This window comes from Polaribacter sp. Hel1_33_78 (assembly GCF_900106075.1).
In the GTDB taxonomy this organism is placed as follows: domain Bacteria; phylum Bacteroidota; class Bacteroidia; order Flavobacteriales; family Flavobacteriaceae; genus Polaribacter.
Genome location: NZ_LT629794.1, coordinates 233,596 through 251,346 on the forward strand (window position 1 = coordinate 233,596; position 17,751 = coordinate 251,346).

General features: G+C 28.7%; 18 protein-coding genes. All 18 read left to right on the forward strand.

What is annotated here, in order from left to right; translation table 11 throughout:
• Nucleotides 1–61 precede the first annotated feature (61 nt).
• Nucleotides 62–1,567 (forward strand): PAS domain S-box protein, encoded by a 1,506-nt coding sequence (locus BLT88_RS01140; protein WP_091952427.1) that lies wholly within the window; start codon nucleotides 62–64, stop codon nucleotides 1,565–1,567.
• Nucleotides 1,564–2,613 carry a response regulator gene (locus BLT88_RS01145; RefSeq protein WP_036784357.1) on the forward strand — a complete coding sequence of 350 codons (1,050 nt, stop codon included), beginning with the start codon at nucleotides 1,564–1,566 and terminating at the stop codon, nucleotides 2,611–2,613. The genes BLT88_RS01140 and BLT88_RS01145 overlap by 4 nt, the downstream gene beginning before the upstream one ends.
• Before the next feature lie 91 nt (nucleotides 2,614–2,704).
• The gene (locus tag BLT88_RS01150) at nucleotides 2,705–3,547 is read left to right on the forward strand and encodes a universal stress protein (protein ID WP_091955600.1); all 843 of its coding nucleotides are present in this window, start codon (nucleotides 2,705–2,707) and stop codon (nucleotides 3,545–3,547) included.
• Between the two features lie 436 nt (nucleotides 3,548–3,983).
• A complete protein-coding gene (locus BLT88_RS01160) occupies nucleotides 3,984–4,286 on the forward strand; it encodes an HPF/RaiA family ribosome-associated protein (RefSeq protein WP_091952430.1) in 303 nt (100 codons plus the stop codon).
• Between the two features lie 92 nt (nucleotides 4,287–4,378).
• Nucleotides 4,379–5,227: a universal stress protein gene (locus tag BLT88_RS01165; protein ID WP_091952431.1), complete on the forward strand. Its 849-nt coding sequence runs from the start codon at nucleotides 4,379–4,381 to the stop codon at nucleotides 5,225–5,227.
• Between the two features lie 22 nt (nucleotides 5,228–5,249).
• The gene (locus tag BLT88_RS01170) at nucleotides 5,250–6,092 is read left to right on the forward strand and encodes a universal stress protein (protein WP_091952433.1); all 843 of its coding nucleotides are present in this window, start codon (nucleotides 5,250–5,252) and stop codon (nucleotides 6,090–6,092) included.
• Nucleotides 6,093–6,179: 87 nt separating this feature from the next.
• On the forward strand, nucleotides 6,180–7,010 hold the full coding sequence (locus BLT88_RS01175) for a universal stress protein (RefSeq protein WP_091952434.1): 831 nt from the start codon (nucleotides 6,180–6,182) through the stop codon (nucleotides 7,008–7,010).
• Nucleotides 7,011–7,080: 70 nt separating this feature from the next.
• Nucleotides 7,081–7,935: a universal stress protein gene (locus tag BLT88_RS01180; protein ID WP_091952436.1), complete on the forward strand. Its 855-nt coding sequence runs from the start codon at nucleotides 7,081–7,083 to the stop codon at nucleotides 7,933–7,935.
• An 11-nt stretch (nucleotides 7,936–7,946) separates the two neighbouring features.
• The gene (locus BLT88_RS01185; RefSeq protein ID WP_036784344.1) at nucleotides 7,947–8,351 is read left to right on the forward strand and encodes a hypothetical protein; all 405 of its coding nucleotides are present in this window, start codon (nucleotides 7,947–7,949) and stop codon (nucleotides 8,349–8,351) included.
• Nucleotides 8,352–8,380: 29 nt separating this feature from the next.
• Nucleotides 8,381–9,232 (forward strand): ATP cone domain-containing protein, encoded by an 852-nt coding sequence (locus tag BLT88_RS01190; RefSeq protein WP_091952437.1) that lies wholly within the window; start codon nucleotides 8,381–8,383, stop codon nucleotides 9,230–9,232.
• Nucleotides 9,233–9,235: 3 nt separating this feature from the next.
• On the forward strand, nucleotides 9,236–10,609 hold the full coding sequence (locus BLT88_RS01195; RefSeq protein WP_091952439.1) for an MBL fold metallo-hydrolase RNA specificity domain-containing protein: 1,374 nt from the start codon (nucleotides 9,236–9,238) through the stop codon (nucleotides 10,607–10,609).
• Nucleotides 10,610–10,624: 15 nt separating this feature from the next.
• Nucleotides 10,625–11,047, forward strand: a complete 423-nt coding sequence (locus tag BLT88_RS01200) for a hypothetical protein (protein WP_091952446.1) — start codon at nucleotides 10,625–10,627, stop codon at nucleotides 11,045–11,047.
• A 69-nt stretch (nucleotides 11,048–11,116) separates the two neighbouring features.
• A complete protein-coding gene (locus BLT88_RS01205; protein ID WP_091952454.1) occupies nucleotides 11,117–11,308 on the forward strand; it encodes a hypothetical protein in 192 nt (63 codons plus the stop codon).
• Between the two features lie 47 nt (nucleotides 11,309–11,355).
• Nucleotides 11,356–11,805 carry a hypothetical protein gene (locus BLT88_RS01210; protein ID WP_091952456.1) on the forward strand — a complete coding sequence of 150 codons (450 nt, stop codon included), beginning with the start codon at nucleotides 11,356–11,358 and terminating at the stop codon, nucleotides 11,803–11,805.
• Between the two features lie 11 nt (nucleotides 11,806–11,816).
• On the forward strand, nucleotides 11,817–12,455 hold the full coding sequence (locus tag BLT88_RS01215; protein ID WP_091952458.1) for a hypothetical protein: 639 nt from the start codon (nucleotides 11,817–11,819) through the stop codon (nucleotides 12,453–12,455).
• Between the two features lie 260 nt (nucleotides 12,456–12,715).
• Nucleotides 12,716–14,947: a beta-glucosidase gene (locus tag BLT88_RS01220; RefSeq protein ID WP_091952459.1), complete on the forward strand. Its 2,232-nt coding sequence runs from the start codon at nucleotides 12,716–12,718 to the stop codon at nucleotides 14,945–14,947.
• Between the two features lie 105 nt (nucleotides 14,948–15,052).
• Nucleotides 15,053–15,514: a (2Fe-2S)-binding protein gene (locus BLT88_RS01225; RefSeq protein WP_091952461.1), complete on the forward strand. Its 462-nt coding sequence runs from the start codon at nucleotides 15,053–15,055 to the stop codon at nucleotides 15,512–15,514.
• 19 nt (nucleotides 15,515–15,533) lie between these two features.
• Nucleotides 15,534–17,750 carry a xanthine dehydrogenase family protein molybdopterin-binding subunit gene (locus BLT88_RS01230; RefSeq protein ID WP_091952462.1) on the forward strand — a complete coding sequence of 739 codons (2,217 nt, stop codon included), beginning with the start codon at nucleotides 15,534–15,536 and terminating at the stop codon, nucleotides 17,748–17,750.
• The last annotated feature ends 1 nt before the right edge of the window (nucleotide 17,751 follow it).

Consider the following 17,751-nt stretch of genomic DNA (forward strand, 5'->3'; position numbering starts at 1 on the left):
TAAAAAGTACTATTTTTATTGAGACATTAGAACTTCTAAAATTGCATAAACTTCTAAAGAGATGCTAAACAAAGAGCAGGATATTTTTAACGTACTTTTTGAAGCTGTTTCAGAAGGTGTTATAGTTGTTGACGATCAGCAAAAAATAGTTTCTATTAATTCTTCTATCGAAAAAATGTTTGGGTATGAAAAAGATGAGCTTGTTCATGAAAAACTGAACATTTTAATACCTAAAAATTATCACGCAGGTCATGGTGATCATTTTAAGAGCTTTTTGAACAAGAAAGAGAAAAGGCAAATGGGTAAAGGGCGCCATTTGTATGGCGCTAGAAAGAATGGGGATATTTTTCCTTTAGAAGCAGGTTTAAATCCATTTAAAATTTATGGAAAAACTTTTATAATGGCCTTAATTATAGATGTTTCTGAGAGAAAAAAGGCAGAAGAAGAATTGATTCATTGGGCAAATATTTTTAATGAATCTTTAAATGAGATCTATATTTTTAGTTCTGACACATACAAATTTATTAATGTCAATCTTGGTGCACAAAAAAATATTGGTTACGATTTAACCGAATTAAAAAGTTTGACTCCTTTGGATATCAAGCCAGATTATACAGAAGCTCAATTTAGAAAAAAGGTACAACCTTTGCTAGAGAAAAAAGAAGATAAACTTATTTTTGAAACTGTACATCTGCGTAAAAATGGCACAAAATATCCTGTAGAAATACATCTGCAGTTGTCTTCTTTTAAAGGAAAAGAAGTTTTTGTTGCTATAATTTTAGATATTACAGAAAGAAAAAATTATACGAAAAAATTAGAGAACACCGTTGATCAACGAACTATAGAGCTTAAAAAAGCACTTGCTAAAGAGCAAGAATTGAATGAATTAAAAACAAAATTTTTATCATTAGTTTCTCATGAGTTTAAAACGCCTTTAAGTGGTATTTTAACATCTACAATATTATTAGGCAAATATAAATTAACAGAACAGCAAGAAAAAAGGGAAAAACATTTAGAAACGATTACCAATAAAGTTCATTATTTAAATAATATTTTAAATGACTTTCTATCCGTTGAAAAACTAGAAACGGGTAAAATAAAATATAAATATGATAATTTTAAATTAAGCAAAGTTGTAGATGAAGTTATTTACAATGCTAACATGCTTCTAAAAGTGGGTCAAAAAATTAAGTATCCAGAAAATATTGATGAAATTTCATTAACACAAGATGAAAAAACTATTGAATTATCACTTTCTAATTTAGTAAACAATGCTATCAAATATTCTCCAGAAAATTCGGTAATCGAAATTGGTATTAAACAAGATGCATTTCACACTACCTTCAATATAAAAGATAACGGAATGGGGATTCCTGAAGCAGATCAAAAAAACATATTTAATCGTTATTTTAGAGCAGAAAATGCTTTGTTAACGCAAGGAACTGGAATCGGATTAAACATTATAAAAAGCCATTTAGAAAATATAGGTGGAACCATAACTTTTGAAAGTAAAGAGAATATTGGGTCCACTTTTGTTATGAAAATTATTAATGAAGTATTACTATGAAAAAAATATTATTAATAGAAGATGATGTAGTTTTAAGAGAAAATACTGCAGAACTTTTAGAGTTATCAAACTATGAAGTTATAACCGCAGCTAATGGAAAAATAGGAGTAGAAATTGCGGATATTAATTTACCAGATCTTATTGTTTGTGATATTATGATGCCAGAATTAGATGGTTATGGAGTGCTTGAAGCACTATCAAAAAATAATAAAACAAAACATACATCTTTTATTTTTTTATCTGCAAAAACAGAAAGAAAGGATGTTAGAAAAGGAATGAATTTAGGAGCTGATGACTATATAACGAAGCCTTTTTCTGAGGATGAACTTATTAGTGCTATCGAAAGCAGATTAGCAAAAGCATCTATTTTAAAAGATATTAGAGAGTATAAAGAAGAAATAAAAGAAGAAAGAGACGAACTAAGAAGCCTTAATGATTTAAAGAATTATTTTGATGATAATGGTGAAACTTTTCATTTTTCTAAAGATAAAGCCATCTATCAAGAAGGAAACAACTCTAATTATATTTATTTAATAATTAGCGGACTCGTAAAGTGTCATAAACTAGATGAACAAGGAAAACAACTTACAACTGCTTTATATCAGGAAGATAATTTGTTTGGGTATACTTCTTTTACCCAAAATTTAGCCTACCAAGAATCTGCTACTGCGATTAAAGAAACAGTATTAGTAGGTTTGTCTAAAAATGTATTAACGAGTGTTTTAAACAAAAACCATAAAGTAACTCTAGAATTAATAGAGTTATTGACGGAGGATTTAGCAGGAGTAAAAAATCAACTGTTACAAATGGCTTATAGTTCTGTAGGTAAAAAAACAGCGAAAACAATTTTAAAATTTGCAGAAAAATTAAATCATAAACCTGAGGATCAAATTAAAATTTCTAGAAACGATCTAGCCAGTGTGGCAGGCATTGCAACAGAAACATTAATAAGAACAATGTCTAACTTTAAAAAACAAGGTCTCATAGAAATTGATGGAAGAACTATTAGAATTTTAGATTTAGAAAAGCTACAAGAAATCTGCTAGATACTCATAGAACACAAGCTAGATTATGATTAATATCATATTTTAGAATACAATGAAACTATAAATTTGTCTACATACAAAGATGAATTTAATGAAAACGATTTTATTACCAACAGATTTTTCGGATAACTCGTGGAATGCTATAGAGTATGCTCTTAATTTTTATAAGGAAATTAATTGTAATTTTTATCTTTTACATGTTAACAAAGTAAGCAATATAGTAACTAACGATTATCCATATATCCCTGATCAAGATGTTATTCAAGACGTCTATATAAAACCTGCAAAAACACAGTTAAAGGAACTTTTAAAAAAAATAGCAAAAAAATTCCCAAGTAATAAAAAGCATAACTTTTACACTTTAACAGATTATAATTTCTTTATAGAATCTCTAAGAAAACATATTAAAGAGAAAAAAGTAGATATGATTGTTATGGGAACCAAAGGAGCATCTGGGCTTAGTAAATTTATTATAGGCAGTAATGCAGGTGATGTTATTACAAAAGTAAAGTGTACAACTTTAGTTGTGCCAGAAAATGCAAAGTTTAAAAAGATAGAAGAAGTTACTTTCCCAACAGATTTTTCGCTTTCTAATAATCTACAAATATTAGAACCTATTACTAAAATTTTAGAGAAAAATAATGCGATGTTAAGTATATTAAATATTGGTAAAAAACCCCCAGTATTAAATGCCGAACAGCAAAAAAACAAAGAATTATTAGAAGATTATTTTTTTAATTGTAAACACGATTTTTATTTTTTAACAAATAAAAAAGTAGAAGATGCAGTGCAATGTTTTGTGGAAAGTAGACATGTAGATATTATTGCAATGGTTGCAAAAAATCTCAATTATTTTCAACAAATATTATTTCATACTAAAGTAGAGGAAATAAGTTATCATACAGATATACCTTTTTTAGTGCTTCATGAGTAAAAAATTATATTATGGATAGTTCAATTTTTTTAGCAAAGTTTTGGGGTTATTATTTACTTATATTTTTTATTATTTTAAGTTTTAACCCAAAAAGGATTAGGCAAATATTTGCTGATCTAAAAGATGAGAAGTTTCTTATTATCTTGTCTTTTTTATCAATAATCATAGGATTGCTTAATATTTTAGTTCATAATATTTGGGAATCTAATTGGAAACTAATAATCACATTAATAGGCTGGGCTGCATTATTTATAGGTTTAGCACTTTTTATTTTTCCAAAAAGGACAACAGATTGGTTAACGTTTTTAAACATAAAACTAATTCAAGTAATTTATACACTTCTTTTTCTGGTAGGCTTATTTCTTTTAAATATAGCTTACTCAATAATACCTTTCTAATTTTTAGAATTGATTTATGAATTTAAAACCTTAAGAAAATGACAATAAATATTCAATTTGTAAATATGTCAACAAGTGAAACTATGGAGGCATATACCGTAAAAAAATTAAAACCTTTATCTAAAAAGTATGATTCGATAATAAAAGCCACTGTGTTTTTTAAAAAAGAGAACAGTCATAAAGAAAAAGAAATAATTTGTGAAATAGAACTAAGTGCTGCTGGGCCAAGATTGTTTGCTTCTTCTAATGAAAAAAATTATGAACTTGCAGTAAAAAACACAATAACAGATTTAGAAACGCAGCTTAAAAAGAGAAAAGGAATTGTAAAACCATATATGTAGTTTTAAATTACAAATTTTTTTAAGCTGATGTATGTCATTGTTTTTTATCGTGCTCAAAGGTAACTTTGAGTAAATCTTTAAAAACATTCATAATGAAAAAAATACTAATTCCGATTGATTTTTCTGAAAACGCAATAAATGCGGTTAATTATGCTTTGGCATTGTTTAAAGATGAATTTTGCAAGTTTTATATTTTACATGCATATCAAGAAGATATTTATTTAAGTACTGTTCCAATTACTAGAGAAGTGATTAAAGAGGTTATTAGAGCAGTTGGAAAGGATTCACAATTACAATTAAAAAATACACTAAAGCAAATTAAAAAGCTTTCACATAACTCTAAGCATGTATTTAAAATTATATCGGCCAATAACATTCTTGTAGATGAGGCAGATAGAGTTGTCGAAGAAAAAAATATAGATCTTATTGTTATGGGAACTCGTGGCAAAACAAATAATAAAAAATTAACTTTTGGAAGCCATACACTTCAAGTTTTAAAATATGTTAAATGTCCAGTTTTGGTTATTCCAGAAAGTTATACTTATAAAGAACCAGATCATATTCTTTTTGCTACAGACTATAGTATACCCTATCAACAAAGAGAGTTAGAACTTTTAGGTGAAATAGCATCTGATAATAATTCAATAGTAGATTTATTATACATTTCAGAAGGTAATCATTTATCTCTTAGACAAGAAAGGAACCAGTCTTTTATTAAAGAAAACCTCAGAAATACAAAGGTTCATTTTAAAATAACAAAAGATAAAAATATTTCGAATGAAATTTATAGATACATAAAAGATTACGAAACTGATCTTTTAGTTATGATAAATAGAAGACATTCTTTTTTAGAAAATATTCTATTTCAAGATAATGTAGATAAAATAGGTTTATCTATAAATATTCCTTTTTTGGCCCTACAAAATATGAGACGTAATTAATAAGATACTAAAAACAGCTACTATGAAAAATATTCTTTTACCGACAGATTTTTCAGACAATTCATGGAATGCCATTCAATATGCAGTTGAATTATTTAAAGATGAAAAATGTAATTTCTTTCTATTGAACACATATACTCCTATGATTTATAATGTAGAGTTCATGGAAGTAAATACTGCAAAGTTTGGTTTAATTGATGCCATGAGAGAAACATCAAAAAATAACCTAAATAAAGTTCAGCAGAAAATTGAAAATAAGTTTAACAATCCAAACCATAGTTTTAGTAAAATTTCTTCATTTAACACTTTAACTAATGAGATACAAGAGCTGCATGAGGGTAATGTAATGGATCTTATTGTTATGGGAACTAAAGGAGCATCTGGTTTAAAAGAAGTCTTATTTGGATCTAATACAGTGCATGTAATTAAAAATGCAAAATGCCCAGTTTTAGCGGTACCTAGTGAGTTTGTTTTTGAATCTCCTCGCGAAATATTATTTCCATCAGATTATGAAGTTTCTTTTAATGAAAAACTACTAAAGCAAATTTTAGATATTACGAATTTCTATAATTCAAGAGTTCATATTTTAAATGCTTCATATGGTTATGATTTATCTGAAAAGCAAGAAAAAAATAAAGAAAAATTAGAGGGATTATTTAAAAAAGTTGCCCATTTATTTCATAGTGTGAGTAATCAAAATGTAACAGAAGCAATTTCTAATTTTCAATTAAAAGTCCGGATTAACCTATTAGTTTTGATTAATAACAAACATTCTTTTTTTGAAAATCTTTTCTTTAAATCAACAATTAATCAAATAGGTTTTCACTTAAATATTCCTCTCCTAGTAATACCCTCTAAATTATAGATTTACTTGGTTTTGAAACTGATTAATATCCTGGTTTAAATGAGTATTCAAACTTAATTTTAAGGTTTAACTTTTAAAATAGATTCTATGCAAAAGAAAATATTGTTGTCTACAGATTTTTCTGATAATGCATGGAATTCTATTATTTATGGATTAAAACTCTTTAGTAGTGAAACATGTAAATTTTATATACTTCATGCTATTCAGATAAAAAGTCCAACCATGTCAAGTTTTTCTAATAGGTTTTCAAAAACAGTGCGTGAAACTGCTATGAATGATTTATTGGATTTAAAACAAATGATAGAAAGAGTTAATGCAAATGCAAACCATAGTTTTGAAATAATTTTAAGCACTCAAAAATTAAAAACAGCTATCGAGTCAGCGGTTAAAAAGCATCAAATAGAAATGGTTGTCATGGGGACCAAGGGAGCAATTGGAGCAAAACAAGTCTTTTTTGGTAGCAATACTGTTAGTGTTATTAGCAAAATGAGACTTTGTCCAATTTTAACAGTTCCAGATAATTTTGAGTTTGTAGCTCCAAAACAAATAGTTTTCCCTACAGATTTTAATCGTTTTTTTGACGAGAAAGAACTGAAACCATTAATAGATATTGCAAATTTATACAATTCAAAAATAAGTATTCTTCATATTAACAATGAAGAATATTTAAATGAAGTTGAAAAGTACAATTCTAAAATACTCAAAAGTTATTTAAAAGAATATGAGCATACCCTTTATTTGATTCTGAATTACACAAAAAAAACAGAAGAAGTTAATAATTTTATAATGGACCTAAAAATAAATCTGCTTGTTTTGGTAAATTATAAACACAGTCTTATAGAAAAGATCATAAAAGAACCGATTATAAAAAAAATCGGTTTTCATCCGATCGTTCCTTTTCTGGTCATTCCAGAATAACTGATATATATCATTGTTAAGCTAATAATACTTCTTTAGCTTTAGATTAATAAATTTAAAAAATATTTTGATGAGATATAAAATATTATTACCAACAGATTTCTCAAAAAATTCTTTACATGCTATAAAATATGCTTTAGAACTCTATAAAAATGATAATTGTGATTTTTATATTTTAAATGTTTTTTATGCCACTGGAAATATAGCAGAAAGTCTAACGCATTTAGAACCAGGAAGTGAGTTACATGAAATGGCAAAAATAGAATCCGAAAATGGTTTAAAAAACATTGTTGATAGGCTGAAGACTCAAGGATATAAAAATAAAAAGCATCAGTTTAAAACAGTTTCGACTTTTAACAACCCATTAGAAGCAATTAAAAATATTGTTGAAAAAAAAGATATCGAAATGATCGTAATGGGTACTAAAGGAATAACTAACTCTAAACTCCTAGCCTATGGTAATACAGCAATTTATGTGATGGAAAAGGTAAGAAATTGTCCAGTAATTGTAGTTCCTGAAAAAGCAAAACAGCATTTACCAAAGGAAATCGTATTTCCAACAAGTTATAAAACACATTATAAGCGGCGCGAATTAAATTATCTAATAGATATTGCTAAAAAATGTGAAGCTAAAATTGCTGTTTTACATATTTTAGAAGAGGAGAATTTAGATGAAAATCAAAAAGAAAAACAGCAAATGCTTAAAGAGATTTTTGAAGGTGTAAACTATTCTTTTCACGAATTAGGCAATAATTCGATAGAATCTGCAATAAATATTTTTATTGAGAGTAGAGATAGTGATATGGTAGCATTTATAAATAAAAAGCATACTTTCTTCGGCAGTATTTTAAGACAACCTTTAGTAAAAGAGATGGGATTTAATTCTAAAGTTCCAATACTAGTGATGCACGATTTAAGAAACTAAAAACAGACAAGATGATAAATACAGGAATTTGGCTAGATAAAAACAAGGCACTTATTGTTTCACTAACAGAAGAAACAGAAGTCTTTAAAACAATTATATCAAACGTAGAAAATTTTCATATTCATGGAGGATCCGGAACACGTTTTAAAGGAGGTCCGCAAGATGTTGTGCAAGACAGCAAATATTTAGAAAGAGAAAAACATCAATTTAAAGTTTATTTTAAAGAGATAGCATCAGAAATAGAAGGTTCAGATGGAATTCTAATTTTTGGCCCAGCAGAAGTAAAAGATAAATTTAAAAAAGAATTAGAAAGCTCATATGAAGAAATTAATGTAAAAGTTAAAGATGTTCAAACGGCTGATAGTATGACAGATAATCAGGTAAAAGCTTGGGCAAGAGACTACTTTAAAACTTAGTTTTTTAATTCATTTTTTTTGTTTTCAATATGAATGATAAAGACATAAATATCATAAAGTATTCTGGGAAAAAAGTAAAATTTTCTAGCAACAAGCTATACACTTCATTAAAACGAACTGGAGCAGAAGACGCTATTGTAAATCAAATTATAAATAGGGTAATAAGCGAGTTGTATGAGGGTATTTCAACAAAAGAAATTTATAACAGAGCATTTGCATTACTTAAAAAAAAGGAAAGTCATTTAGCCTCTAAATATAAATTGAAAAAAGCAATTTATGAATTAGGTCCAACAGGTTTTCCTTTCGAAAGGTTTGTTGCTGCTATTTTAAAATATTCTGGGTTTAATATCGAAGTAGGAAAAACTTTAAATGGTAAATGCGTTACACACGAAATAGATGTTATTGCAAACAAAAACAATGAAACCACAATTATAGAATGTAAGTTTCATGGTGAGCAAGGTTTAAACTGTAATGTTAAAATTCCTTTATACATTAACTCTCGTTATACGGATGTTAAAACGCATTGGGAAAAAAACAATAAAACAAGGAATATATTAGCAAAAGGTTGGGTTGTGACAAATACAAGATTTACAGCAGATGCAATAAAATATGGAAATTGTTGTGGACTATATTTGTTAAGTTGGGATTATCCAAAGAATAATGCCTTAAAAGATAGAATAGATCGTTTAGGATTGTACCCCATAACTGTCTCTACATTACTTACGAAAAGAGAAAAACAATTTTTGTTAAATAGAAATGTAGTTTTATGCAGAGATTTAATAGATGACGTTTTTTACTTTGATCATTTAGGGATTTCTAACATAAGAAAAGAAAAAATTCTAAATGAAATTAAGCAATTGTGTACTAATAAAAATCATTAAACAATGGAACATTTTGCGAAAGTCAAATTTTTGGGAGCTTCTGGGGTTGTAACAGGCTCTAAATTTCTTATTGAAACTTCAGAGAAAAACATACTTATAGATTGTGGGATGTTTCAAGGATTAAAAGAACTAAGGGAACTTAATTGGAAAGATTTGTCTGTTAATGTTAGAGATATAGATGTTGTACTTTTAACACATGGCCATTTAGATCATGTTGGTTATTTACCAAGATTAGTAAAACAAGGATATACAGGGAAAATTATAGGCACAGCGCCAACATTGGCAATTGCACAAATCATATTGAATGATAGTGCTAAAATTCATGAAGAAGAAGCAGAAAAAGCAAATAGAGAGCATTATTCTTCGCATAAAATTGCTTTACCTTTTTACACACTTAAAGAAGCAGAGAAGACCATTAATCAATTTGAAGTAGAAATAGAAAATAAGTGGATTGTTTTATCTGAAAACATTTCATATCGTTTTCAATATAATGGACATATTATTGGTGCAACTTTTATAGAAATAGATATTAAAGGAAAGCGTTTTGTATTTTCTGGAGATATTGGTAGAAGTAATGATTTTCTTTTAGAAAATCCAAAAACACCAGAATGGGCAGATTTTTTATTTATTGAAAGTACTTATGGAAATAGATTGCATCCAAAAGAAGATGTTGAAGATAGACTTGCAACAATAATTATAGATACTATTTTTAATAAAGGAAATCTTATTATTCCAAGTTTTGCTGTTGAACGTTTGCAAACACTTATGTATATTTTATGGAAATTGTACAAGAAAAACAAGATTCCAAATATTCCAATTTTTGTTGATAGTCCCATGGGAAATAGAGTTTTAGATGTTTTTAACCGTTTCCCAAAATGGCATAAATTACCTCAAGAAGAATATAATGAAATGTGTAATCACATAAATATTATTCAATCATATAAAGAAACATGGGAAACAATCGATGATAAAAGATCTAAAATTATAATTGCTGGAAGCGGAATGGTAACAGGAGGTAGAGTACTTACGTATCTGCAGCAACTTATAGGCGAGCCCTCAACAACAGTTTTGTTAGTTGGTTTTCAGGCAGAAGGCACTCGTGGAAGACAACTTTTGGAAGGCGCACATGAAATTCGTTTTTATGGTAAATATTATCCTGTAAAAGCCGCCGTAAAAAACTTAGGAAGTTTGTCTGCTCATGCAGATCAGCAAGAACTATTAAACTGGATGAAAGACATTAAAAATATTCCAGAAAAAGTTTTTTTAATTCATGGAGAGCCAACAGCTATAGACGCTTTTCGAGTAAAAATAAAAGACACCTATAATTGGGATGCAACGATTCCAAAATTAGAAAGTGTTGAAGAACTTGTAATCTAAGTAATATATAATAAAATGGAAACAAAAAATATTTTTAAAAGCTTTAATGAAAACAAATCGATTGAAGAATTAAAGTATAATATGCTTCAATTTAAAACAAGATTAGAAGAATTAATTATTGAATGTAAATTTTTTAAGAAGCTTATAGAAGCATCAATTTATAAGTCAAATTCAATTAATTTATTTGAAAACTTAGAGAAGTTTAAAAAAGATATGAATTGTTTAGAAAAAGAAACTTTAGAGTTATTAAAAGATATTAATTCGCATTCAAACTCAATTACAAATAAAATTGAATGTGAAGACTTGGTTTGTGATAATTTTTTCATTGGAAGTCACGATAGATTGGAGGAAAAAATTCACAAGTTATTTATTAAATCTATGAATTTAAAATTCAAATGGTTTCAATATTTAGAAAGTGTATTCAGAGTTAAATTTTAAATTATTCTTTCAAACTGATAAAGATCATTTTGTTAAACGGTATTCCTTTATAACTTAGTGAGGGAAAAAATGAAGGCTCTAAACATAAAGAATTTGGCAGTAATTCTTTTAATCTTTTCAAATGCTATTGATAGAAAAGAAATGTTAAAAGCTGCTGATAAAAATGGTGTTTTAAACTTGAATCTTCGACAAAATAAAGTAGAAAATGAACAACCAAAAAAATTATTGAGGTTGTTTAAGTACTATTTGTTTGGTAGTTAAGATTTTAGTACAGTTTTTAACTAGGTAATAAATTTAAAAATAATATTATGAAAGCAACACAGACACACACAAATTTCGTAAAATGGTTGAGTGCAGAGGATATGCACAATGATTCTAAAGAATGGGTTTTAGAACTTGAATTTTTAAATGATGAATATCTTTTTTTTGAAGATTTAATGAGATCTTATACACTTCAGCTAATTGATTTGCAAGATTATTCTAAAAATAAAAAAATTATTGAGGCAATTGGTAATTCTAGAAAGGAGAATGACAATTTAAAAGAGTTAATAAGAGAGCATGAAAATAAACTTGAAATTTTAATTGATGGAGTTGACCAGCCAAATGAAGAGGAAGCATATAAAAATGGACATAAATCACTTTTAATTTCGTTTAAAAATCATTTAAAAGAACATAAAGAACTGAAGTATAGTTTATTTGGCATAATAAAAGAAATTAAGAAAAAAGAAAAACAAAAAAGGTTAATAAATGTTGAATAAAAACACAAAGGATGAAAAGTTTTCTTTTTTTATTATTTACATTATTAACGAGCTGCAGTTCTATAGAACTTGTAGAGATGTGGAAAAATCCAAAAATAGATTCACTTTCTGTATCTAAAGTTTTAATTGTTGGTATGACTTCAAATATGGAAGCTAGAAAACAATTTGAAGAAAAGCTAAAAAAAGAATTCGAATCTAGAGATATTGAAGCTGTAATGAGTTTAGATTTATTTGAACCAACATTTACAGCTGAAAAAAAATCTAAACAAGAGTTAAGAATTGTGGAACAAATTTTAGCAACTAGTTATTTTGATGCTATTTTATTTACAAAAATTAAAGGAATAGAAAACAAAATAGTTTATTCAGAAACATTTAAGCAAAAGGATTATTTAGATATAAAGTTTAAAGATGATTATTATTTAAATCAAGAAATTTTTTACAATCCAGAGTATTATAGAAAGTTTAATATTTACCATGCAGAAACCTCATTATATTGTATTTGTCCCATAAAAGAGCGCGAATTAATTTGGAAAGGATATATAGATATTGTTGATCCAATTTCGATTCAAGAAACAGTAAATGATTATATAAACCTACTAGTATTTGTTTTGGAAGAAGAAAACCTTTTAAAGAAAAAAGACATAGAATAAAGATTTTTAAAAAACACCTGTAGAAAAATTGTTAAGAAAAATAAGAATCCGTCCATTTGTGGACGGATTCTTTTACGTTTTGAGAATCTACTGCCGATTGTATCCATAAATAGATGTTTTTAAAGGGAAAGCTATTTTAGGATGGACTATAAATAGTTTAAAAAAGGACAATGCTAAATAATCGTCTTTTTTATTCTAAAGAAAATTCATAGTTTCGAAACTTCATTACATTATTTCTAATTTAAAAATGTCAACAAGCTATGAAAATAAAATTTAATCAAAGGTTATTTCTAATTATTGTAATCTCATGTTTTTATGTCAACTACGCAAGCGCTCAACATAAAGAAGTAGATATTCAATTAACAGCTACGAAATTAACTTCAATAGCACTAGATGCTAAAATCGATAGTATTATAAAAATACTGACGTTAGAAGAGAAAATAGCAATGACACATGCGCAATCTAAATTTAGTACAAAAGGTGTTGCAAGATTGGGAATACCAGAAATTTGGATGTCAGATGGTCCCCATGGAGTGAGAGAAGAAATTAGTTGGGATTCTTGGAGTCATGCAGAATGGACAAATGATTCAATTACAGCCTTTCCTGCATTAACAGCCTTGGCGGCGACATTTAACCCAGAATTATCTGCGAACTATGGTTCTAGTATTGGTGAAGAAGCTAGATATAGAAAGAAAGATGTGCTTTTAGGTCCGGGCATAAATATATACCGAACACCAATGAACGGTAGAAATTTTGAATATTTGGGGGAAGATCCTTATTTGGCTGCAACCATGGTTGTTCCTTACATAAAGGGAGTTCAAAAAAATGGTGTTGCTGCTTGTGTAAAGCATTTTGCATTAAATAATCAAGAACATTGGAGAGACAAAATTAATGTAGAATTAAGTGATAGAGCACTATATGAAATTTATTTACCCGCTTTTAAGGCAGCAGTTAAAGAAGCAAAAGTGTGGTCTATAATGGGCGCATACAATAAGATTAGAGGGCAATATGCCTGCCATAATGAATTACTATTAAATAAAATTTTAAAGACGGATTGGAGTTTTGATGGTGTTGTAATTAGCGATTGGAGCGGAGCGCATACAACAGAAGAGTCTGCAAAATACGGTTTAGATATAGAAATGGGAACAGGAACAGATGGTTTAGGGACTTCAACCGCAAACCACTATGATAATTATTATTTAGCAAAACCATTTTTAAAAGCAATTAAAAAAGGAGTTTTAAGCGAAGATTTATTGGATGATAAAGTTCGAAGAATTTTACGATTAATGTACAGAACCAATTTAAGTTTTAATAGGCCTTTAGGGAAACTTAATAATAAAGAACACCATGAAGTTGCATTAAATGTTGCAACTGAAGGAATTGTATTATTAAAAAATGAAGATGATTTTTTCCCAATTAAAGATGATAAAACAATTACAATAGCAGTAATTGGTGAAAACGCAACGAGAGTTATGGCTCCCGGCGGGGGATCATCAGAATTAAAACCTCAGTTTGAAATTTCTCCTTTAGAAGGGATAAAAAAAAGGTTTAAGAATGCAAAAATTATTCATACGATGGGGTATTCTTCTGGTCCATCTGTTTATGATGAAGTAATTCCAACTAAATTAGATCAAGATTCATTGTACGTGAAAGCTATTAAAATTGCTAAAAAAGCAGATGTTGTTCTTTTTATTGGGGGTTTAAATAAAAATCATTTACAAGATTGTGAAGGAGACGATAGAGAAATATTTCAACTTCCTTATCAACAAGAAAAACTAATTAACGGAATGCACGAAGTAAATAAAAATATAGGTTTTCTTTTATTAACTGGTAATGCAGTAGAAATGTCTTGGTTACCTAAAACGAAAGGGGTTTTACAAACTTGGTATTTAGGAAGTATGGCGGGAGAAGCAATTGCTCAAATTATTTCTGGAGATAAAAATCCTTCAGGAAAATTACCTTTTTCATTTCCTAAAAAATTAAAAGATAATGCCGCGCATTTTTATGGAGAAACTTCTTATCCAGGAGTAAATATGACTCAACATTATAAAGAAGATATTTTAGTAGGATACAGATGGTTTGATACTAAAAAAATAGCACCTCAATATGCTTTTGGATATGGATTGTCTTATACAAATTTTAAACTTTCTGATATTAAAACAGATAAAAATGTATATTCTTTAACAGATAAAATTACCGTTCATTGCACTGTTACAAATAACGGAAATAGACAAGGGGCTGAGGTTATACAAGTATATATTGGCAAATTAAATTCTGATGTAAAAAGAGCCTTAAAAGAATTAAAAGGATTTAAAAAAGTATTCTTAAAAAGTTATAAAAAGGAGACTGCAAAAATAGAAATCAATGTTTCAGATTTAGCTTTTTATAATGAGAAAATTTCAGACTGGGCAGTTGAAAAAGGGACTTATTCCATCTATGTAGGAAATGCATCAGACAGCATATCAGAAATAATAAAAGTAACAATAAAATAAAACATGGTATTTAATTTTAGTCAAGATGCATTCAAACTATTTGTAGGTTAGAATAAAGAAGAAATAAATTTTGTAACTTTCAACATCAATATAAAATTACTCTCTATGTCTAACTACACGATACATGTCAACGGAAAAGAACGCTTTGTAACGGCAGATGCGGATACACCTCTGTTATGGGTTTTAAGAGATGAACTTAACTTAGTAGGTACTAAATTTGGTTGTGGAATTGCACAATGTGGTGCTTGCACTGTTCATTTAGATGGAGTTGCCACAAGAAGTTGCCAAATGCAAGTTTCTATCATAGAGGATGCAAAAATTACTACAATCGAAGGTTTGTCTGACGATGGTAAACACCCGGTACAAGAAGCTTGGAAAGAACTTGACGTGCCACAATGTGGTTATTGCCAAGCAGGACAAATTATGACGGCAACAGCATTCTTGAAGGAGAATAAAAATCCTTCAGAAGAAGAAATTAGAGTAGCAATGCATGGAAATATTTGTAGATGTGCGTCTTATAATAGAATTGAAAGAGCGGTAAAAGTTGCTGTAGAAAAAATGTCTTAATTAACGAAACTACTCAAAAATGAAATCTCAAAAAATAGATAATTTTAGCAGAAGAAATTTCTTAAAAACTTCGATTTTAGCAAGTGGTGGAATGTTAATTGGTTTTAATTTGCTCACAGCATGCAAGCCAGAGGCAGTAATGCCTGTAGATATTGAAAGTTTAAATTTCAATGATTTTAATGCTTTTATAAAAATTTCTAATGATGGTTATATCACTATTTTTTCTCCAAATCCAGAAATTGGTCAAGGTGTAAAAACATCAATGCCTATGATTATTGCAGAAGAATTAGATGTGGAATGGAGCAAAGTTAGTGTAATTCAAGGGGTATTAGATACCAAAAATTTTAAAAGACAAATCGCAGGAGGAAGTCAATCAATACGTTCAAGTTGGGATGCTTTTAGACAAACGGGAGCAACTGCCAAACAAATGTTAGTAAATGCTGCTGCCATAAAATGGAATGTAGATGCATCAACTTGCAAAGCATCAAAAGGAATTATAACAAATGCAAATGGTGATAAACTTGGTTATGGCGAAGTTGTAAAAGAAGCAGCGTTATTGGAAGTTCCTGAAGACGTAAAACTAAAAGAAATTAAAGATTATACTATAATTGGGCAAGAAATTGTTAATGTAGATATGGATAAAATTATTTTTGGGAAACCACTTTTTGGCTTGGATTATAAGGCAGAAGGAATGGTATATGCTTCTGTTTTAAGACCACCAATTTTTGGACAAAAATTGGAAAGTTTTGATGCTTCTGAAGCAAAGAAAATTAATGGTGTTTTAGATGTTATAACAATTGGCGAAAAAGTAAGAAAGTATATCCAGTTGGGTAAGAAGAACTGGACATTTAAATTGTCTGAAACAGATAAAGTTGTTGTAATTGCAGAAAATACTTGGGCGGCAATTAAGGGTAAAAAAGCACTTTCCGCAATTTGGTTAGATGATACTAAATTAGAATCAACAGAAGATCACAATAATATTTTGACAAAAATTCTAGACACTAAAAAATCGAATATTAGACGTGAGGATGGTAATGTTGAAAAAGCATTTTCAACTGCGGATAAAGTTGTTGAAAAAACGTATCACTCGCCTTTTTTACCTCACAATTGTATGGAACCAATGAATTTTTATGCAGATGTCACTGCAGATAAAATTCATTTAGTTGGCCCTGTTCAAACACCCGAATATGCAGCAGCAGTTGTAGCAGATATGTTGGGTTATGATGCAAATAATGTTCATTTAGAAATGACTAGAATGGGCGGTGGTTTTGGTAGAAGGTTATATGGAGATTTTGTGTATGAAGCTGCAGAAATATCAGCTGTAATTAAAAAACCGGTTAAATTAATCTCTACAAGAGAAGATGATATGACAACAGGTATTTACAAACCTTCTGTAAAATATAGAATAAAAGCTGCTTTAAAAGATGGAAAAGTTACTAGTTATCATTTAAAAGAAGCGGCTATTGGTAGCAATATGTATGGCTCAATACCTAATTTTTTTCCTGCAGGATGCATTCCTAATTACAAAGTTGAAACAGGTAATTATAAAAGTAATATTACAACAGGAGCATGGAGAGCGCCCTACACCAATTTCTTGGCATTTGCAGAACAAAGTTTCTTTGATGAATTAGCAATAGAATTAAATGTAGATCCAATTCAATTACGGATAGATTTATTAAAAAATGTAAAAGAGACTGATGATAAAAGAATAGAATATTCTGGTCAAAGGATGGAAGATACCATTAAATTAGTAAGAGAAAAAGCAAACTGGGGTAAAACACCTGAAGGAGTTTATCAAGGTTTTGCAGCCTATTATAGTCATAATACACATGTTGCAGAAATTGCAGAAATCGAATTAAAAAATGGTTTGCCAATTATTAAAAAAGTCATAGTCGCTGTGGATTGCGGGGTTGTCGTAAATCCATCAGGCGCAAGAAACCAAGTTGAAGGAGGAGTTTTAGATGGAATAGGACATGCAATGTATGCTGATTTCTCTTTTAAAAATGGAAAACCCGAATACGAAAATTTTGATTCATATAGATTAATTAGAATGAATGAAACTCCTCAAGTTGAGGTTCATTTTGTGAAAAATAATTTATCGCCCACCGGTCTAGGAGAGCCTGGGTTACCGCCTGCAGGAGGTGCAGTTTCGAATGCGATTAATGCAGCTTTAGGAAAAAGAATGTATAAGCAGCCTTTTGTAAAAGAATTAAAAAAGAGGAATGTTCTAGGTTAAT

Coding starts and splice junctions, on each gene's coding strand:
- BLT88_RS01140 (WP_091952427.1), top strand. CDS start 62: ATGCTAAACAAAGAGCAGGATATTTTTAACGTACTTTTTGAAGCTGTT.
- BLT88_RS01145 (WP_036784357.1), top strand. CDS start 1,564: ATGAAAAAAATATTATTAATAGAAGATGATGTAGTTTTAAGAGAAAAT.
- BLT88_RS01150 (WP_091955600.1), top strand. CDS start 2,705: ATGAAAACGATTTTATTACCAACAGATTTTTCGGATAACTCGTGGAAT.
- BLT88_RS01160 (WP_091952430.1), top strand. CDS start 3,984: ATGACAATAAATATTCAATTTGTAAATATGTCAACAAGTGAAACTATG.
- BLT88_RS01165 (WP_091952431.1), top strand. CDS start 4,379: ATGAAAAAAATACTAATTCCGATTGATTTTTCTGAAAACGCAATAAAT.
- BLT88_RS01170 (WP_091952433.1), top strand. CDS start 5,250: ATGAAAAATATTCTTTTACCGACAGATTTTTCAGACAATTCATGGAAT.
- BLT88_RS01175 (WP_091952434.1), top strand. CDS start 6,180: ATGCAAAAGAAAATATTGTTGTCTACAGATTTTTCTGATAATGCATGG.
- BLT88_RS01180 (WP_091952436.1), top strand. CDS start 7,081: ATGAGATATAAAATATTATTACCAACAGATTTCTCAAAAAATTCTTTA.
- BLT88_RS01185 (WP_036784344.1), top strand. CDS start 7,947: ATGATAAATACAGGAATTTGGCTAGATAAAAACAAGGCACTTATTGTT.
- BLT88_RS01190 (WP_091952437.1), top strand. CDS start 8,381: ATGAATGATAAAGACATAAATATCATAAAGTATTCTGGGAAAAAAGTA.
- BLT88_RS01195 (WP_091952439.1), top strand. CDS start 9,236: ATGGAACATTTTGCGAAAGTCAAATTTTTGGGAGCTTCTGGGGTTGTA.
- BLT88_RS01200 (WP_091952446.1), top strand. CDS start 10,625: ATGGAAACAAAAAATATTTTTAAAAGCTTTAATGAAAACAAATCGATT.
- BLT88_RS01205 (WP_091952454.1), top strand. CDS start 11,117: ATGAAGGCTCTAAACATAAAGAATTTGGCAGTAATTCTTTTAATCTTT.
- BLT88_RS01210 (WP_091952456.1), top strand. CDS start 11,356: ATGAAAGCAACACAGACACACACAAATTTCGTAAAATGGTTGAGTGCA.
- BLT88_RS01215 (WP_091952458.1), top strand. CDS start 11,817: ATGAAAAGTTTTCTTTTTTTATTATTTACATTATTAACGAGCTGCAGT.
- BLT88_RS01220 (WP_091952459.1), top strand. CDS start 12,716: ATGAAAATAAAATTTAATCAAAGGTTATTTCTAATTATTGTAATCTCA.
- BLT88_RS01225 (WP_091952461.1), top strand. CDS start 15,053: ATGTCTAACTACACGATACATGTCAACGGAAAAGAACGCTTTGTAACG.
- BLT88_RS01230 (WP_091952462.1), top strand. CDS start 15,534: ATGAAATCTCAAAAAATAGATAATTTTAGCAGAAGAAATTTCTTAAAA.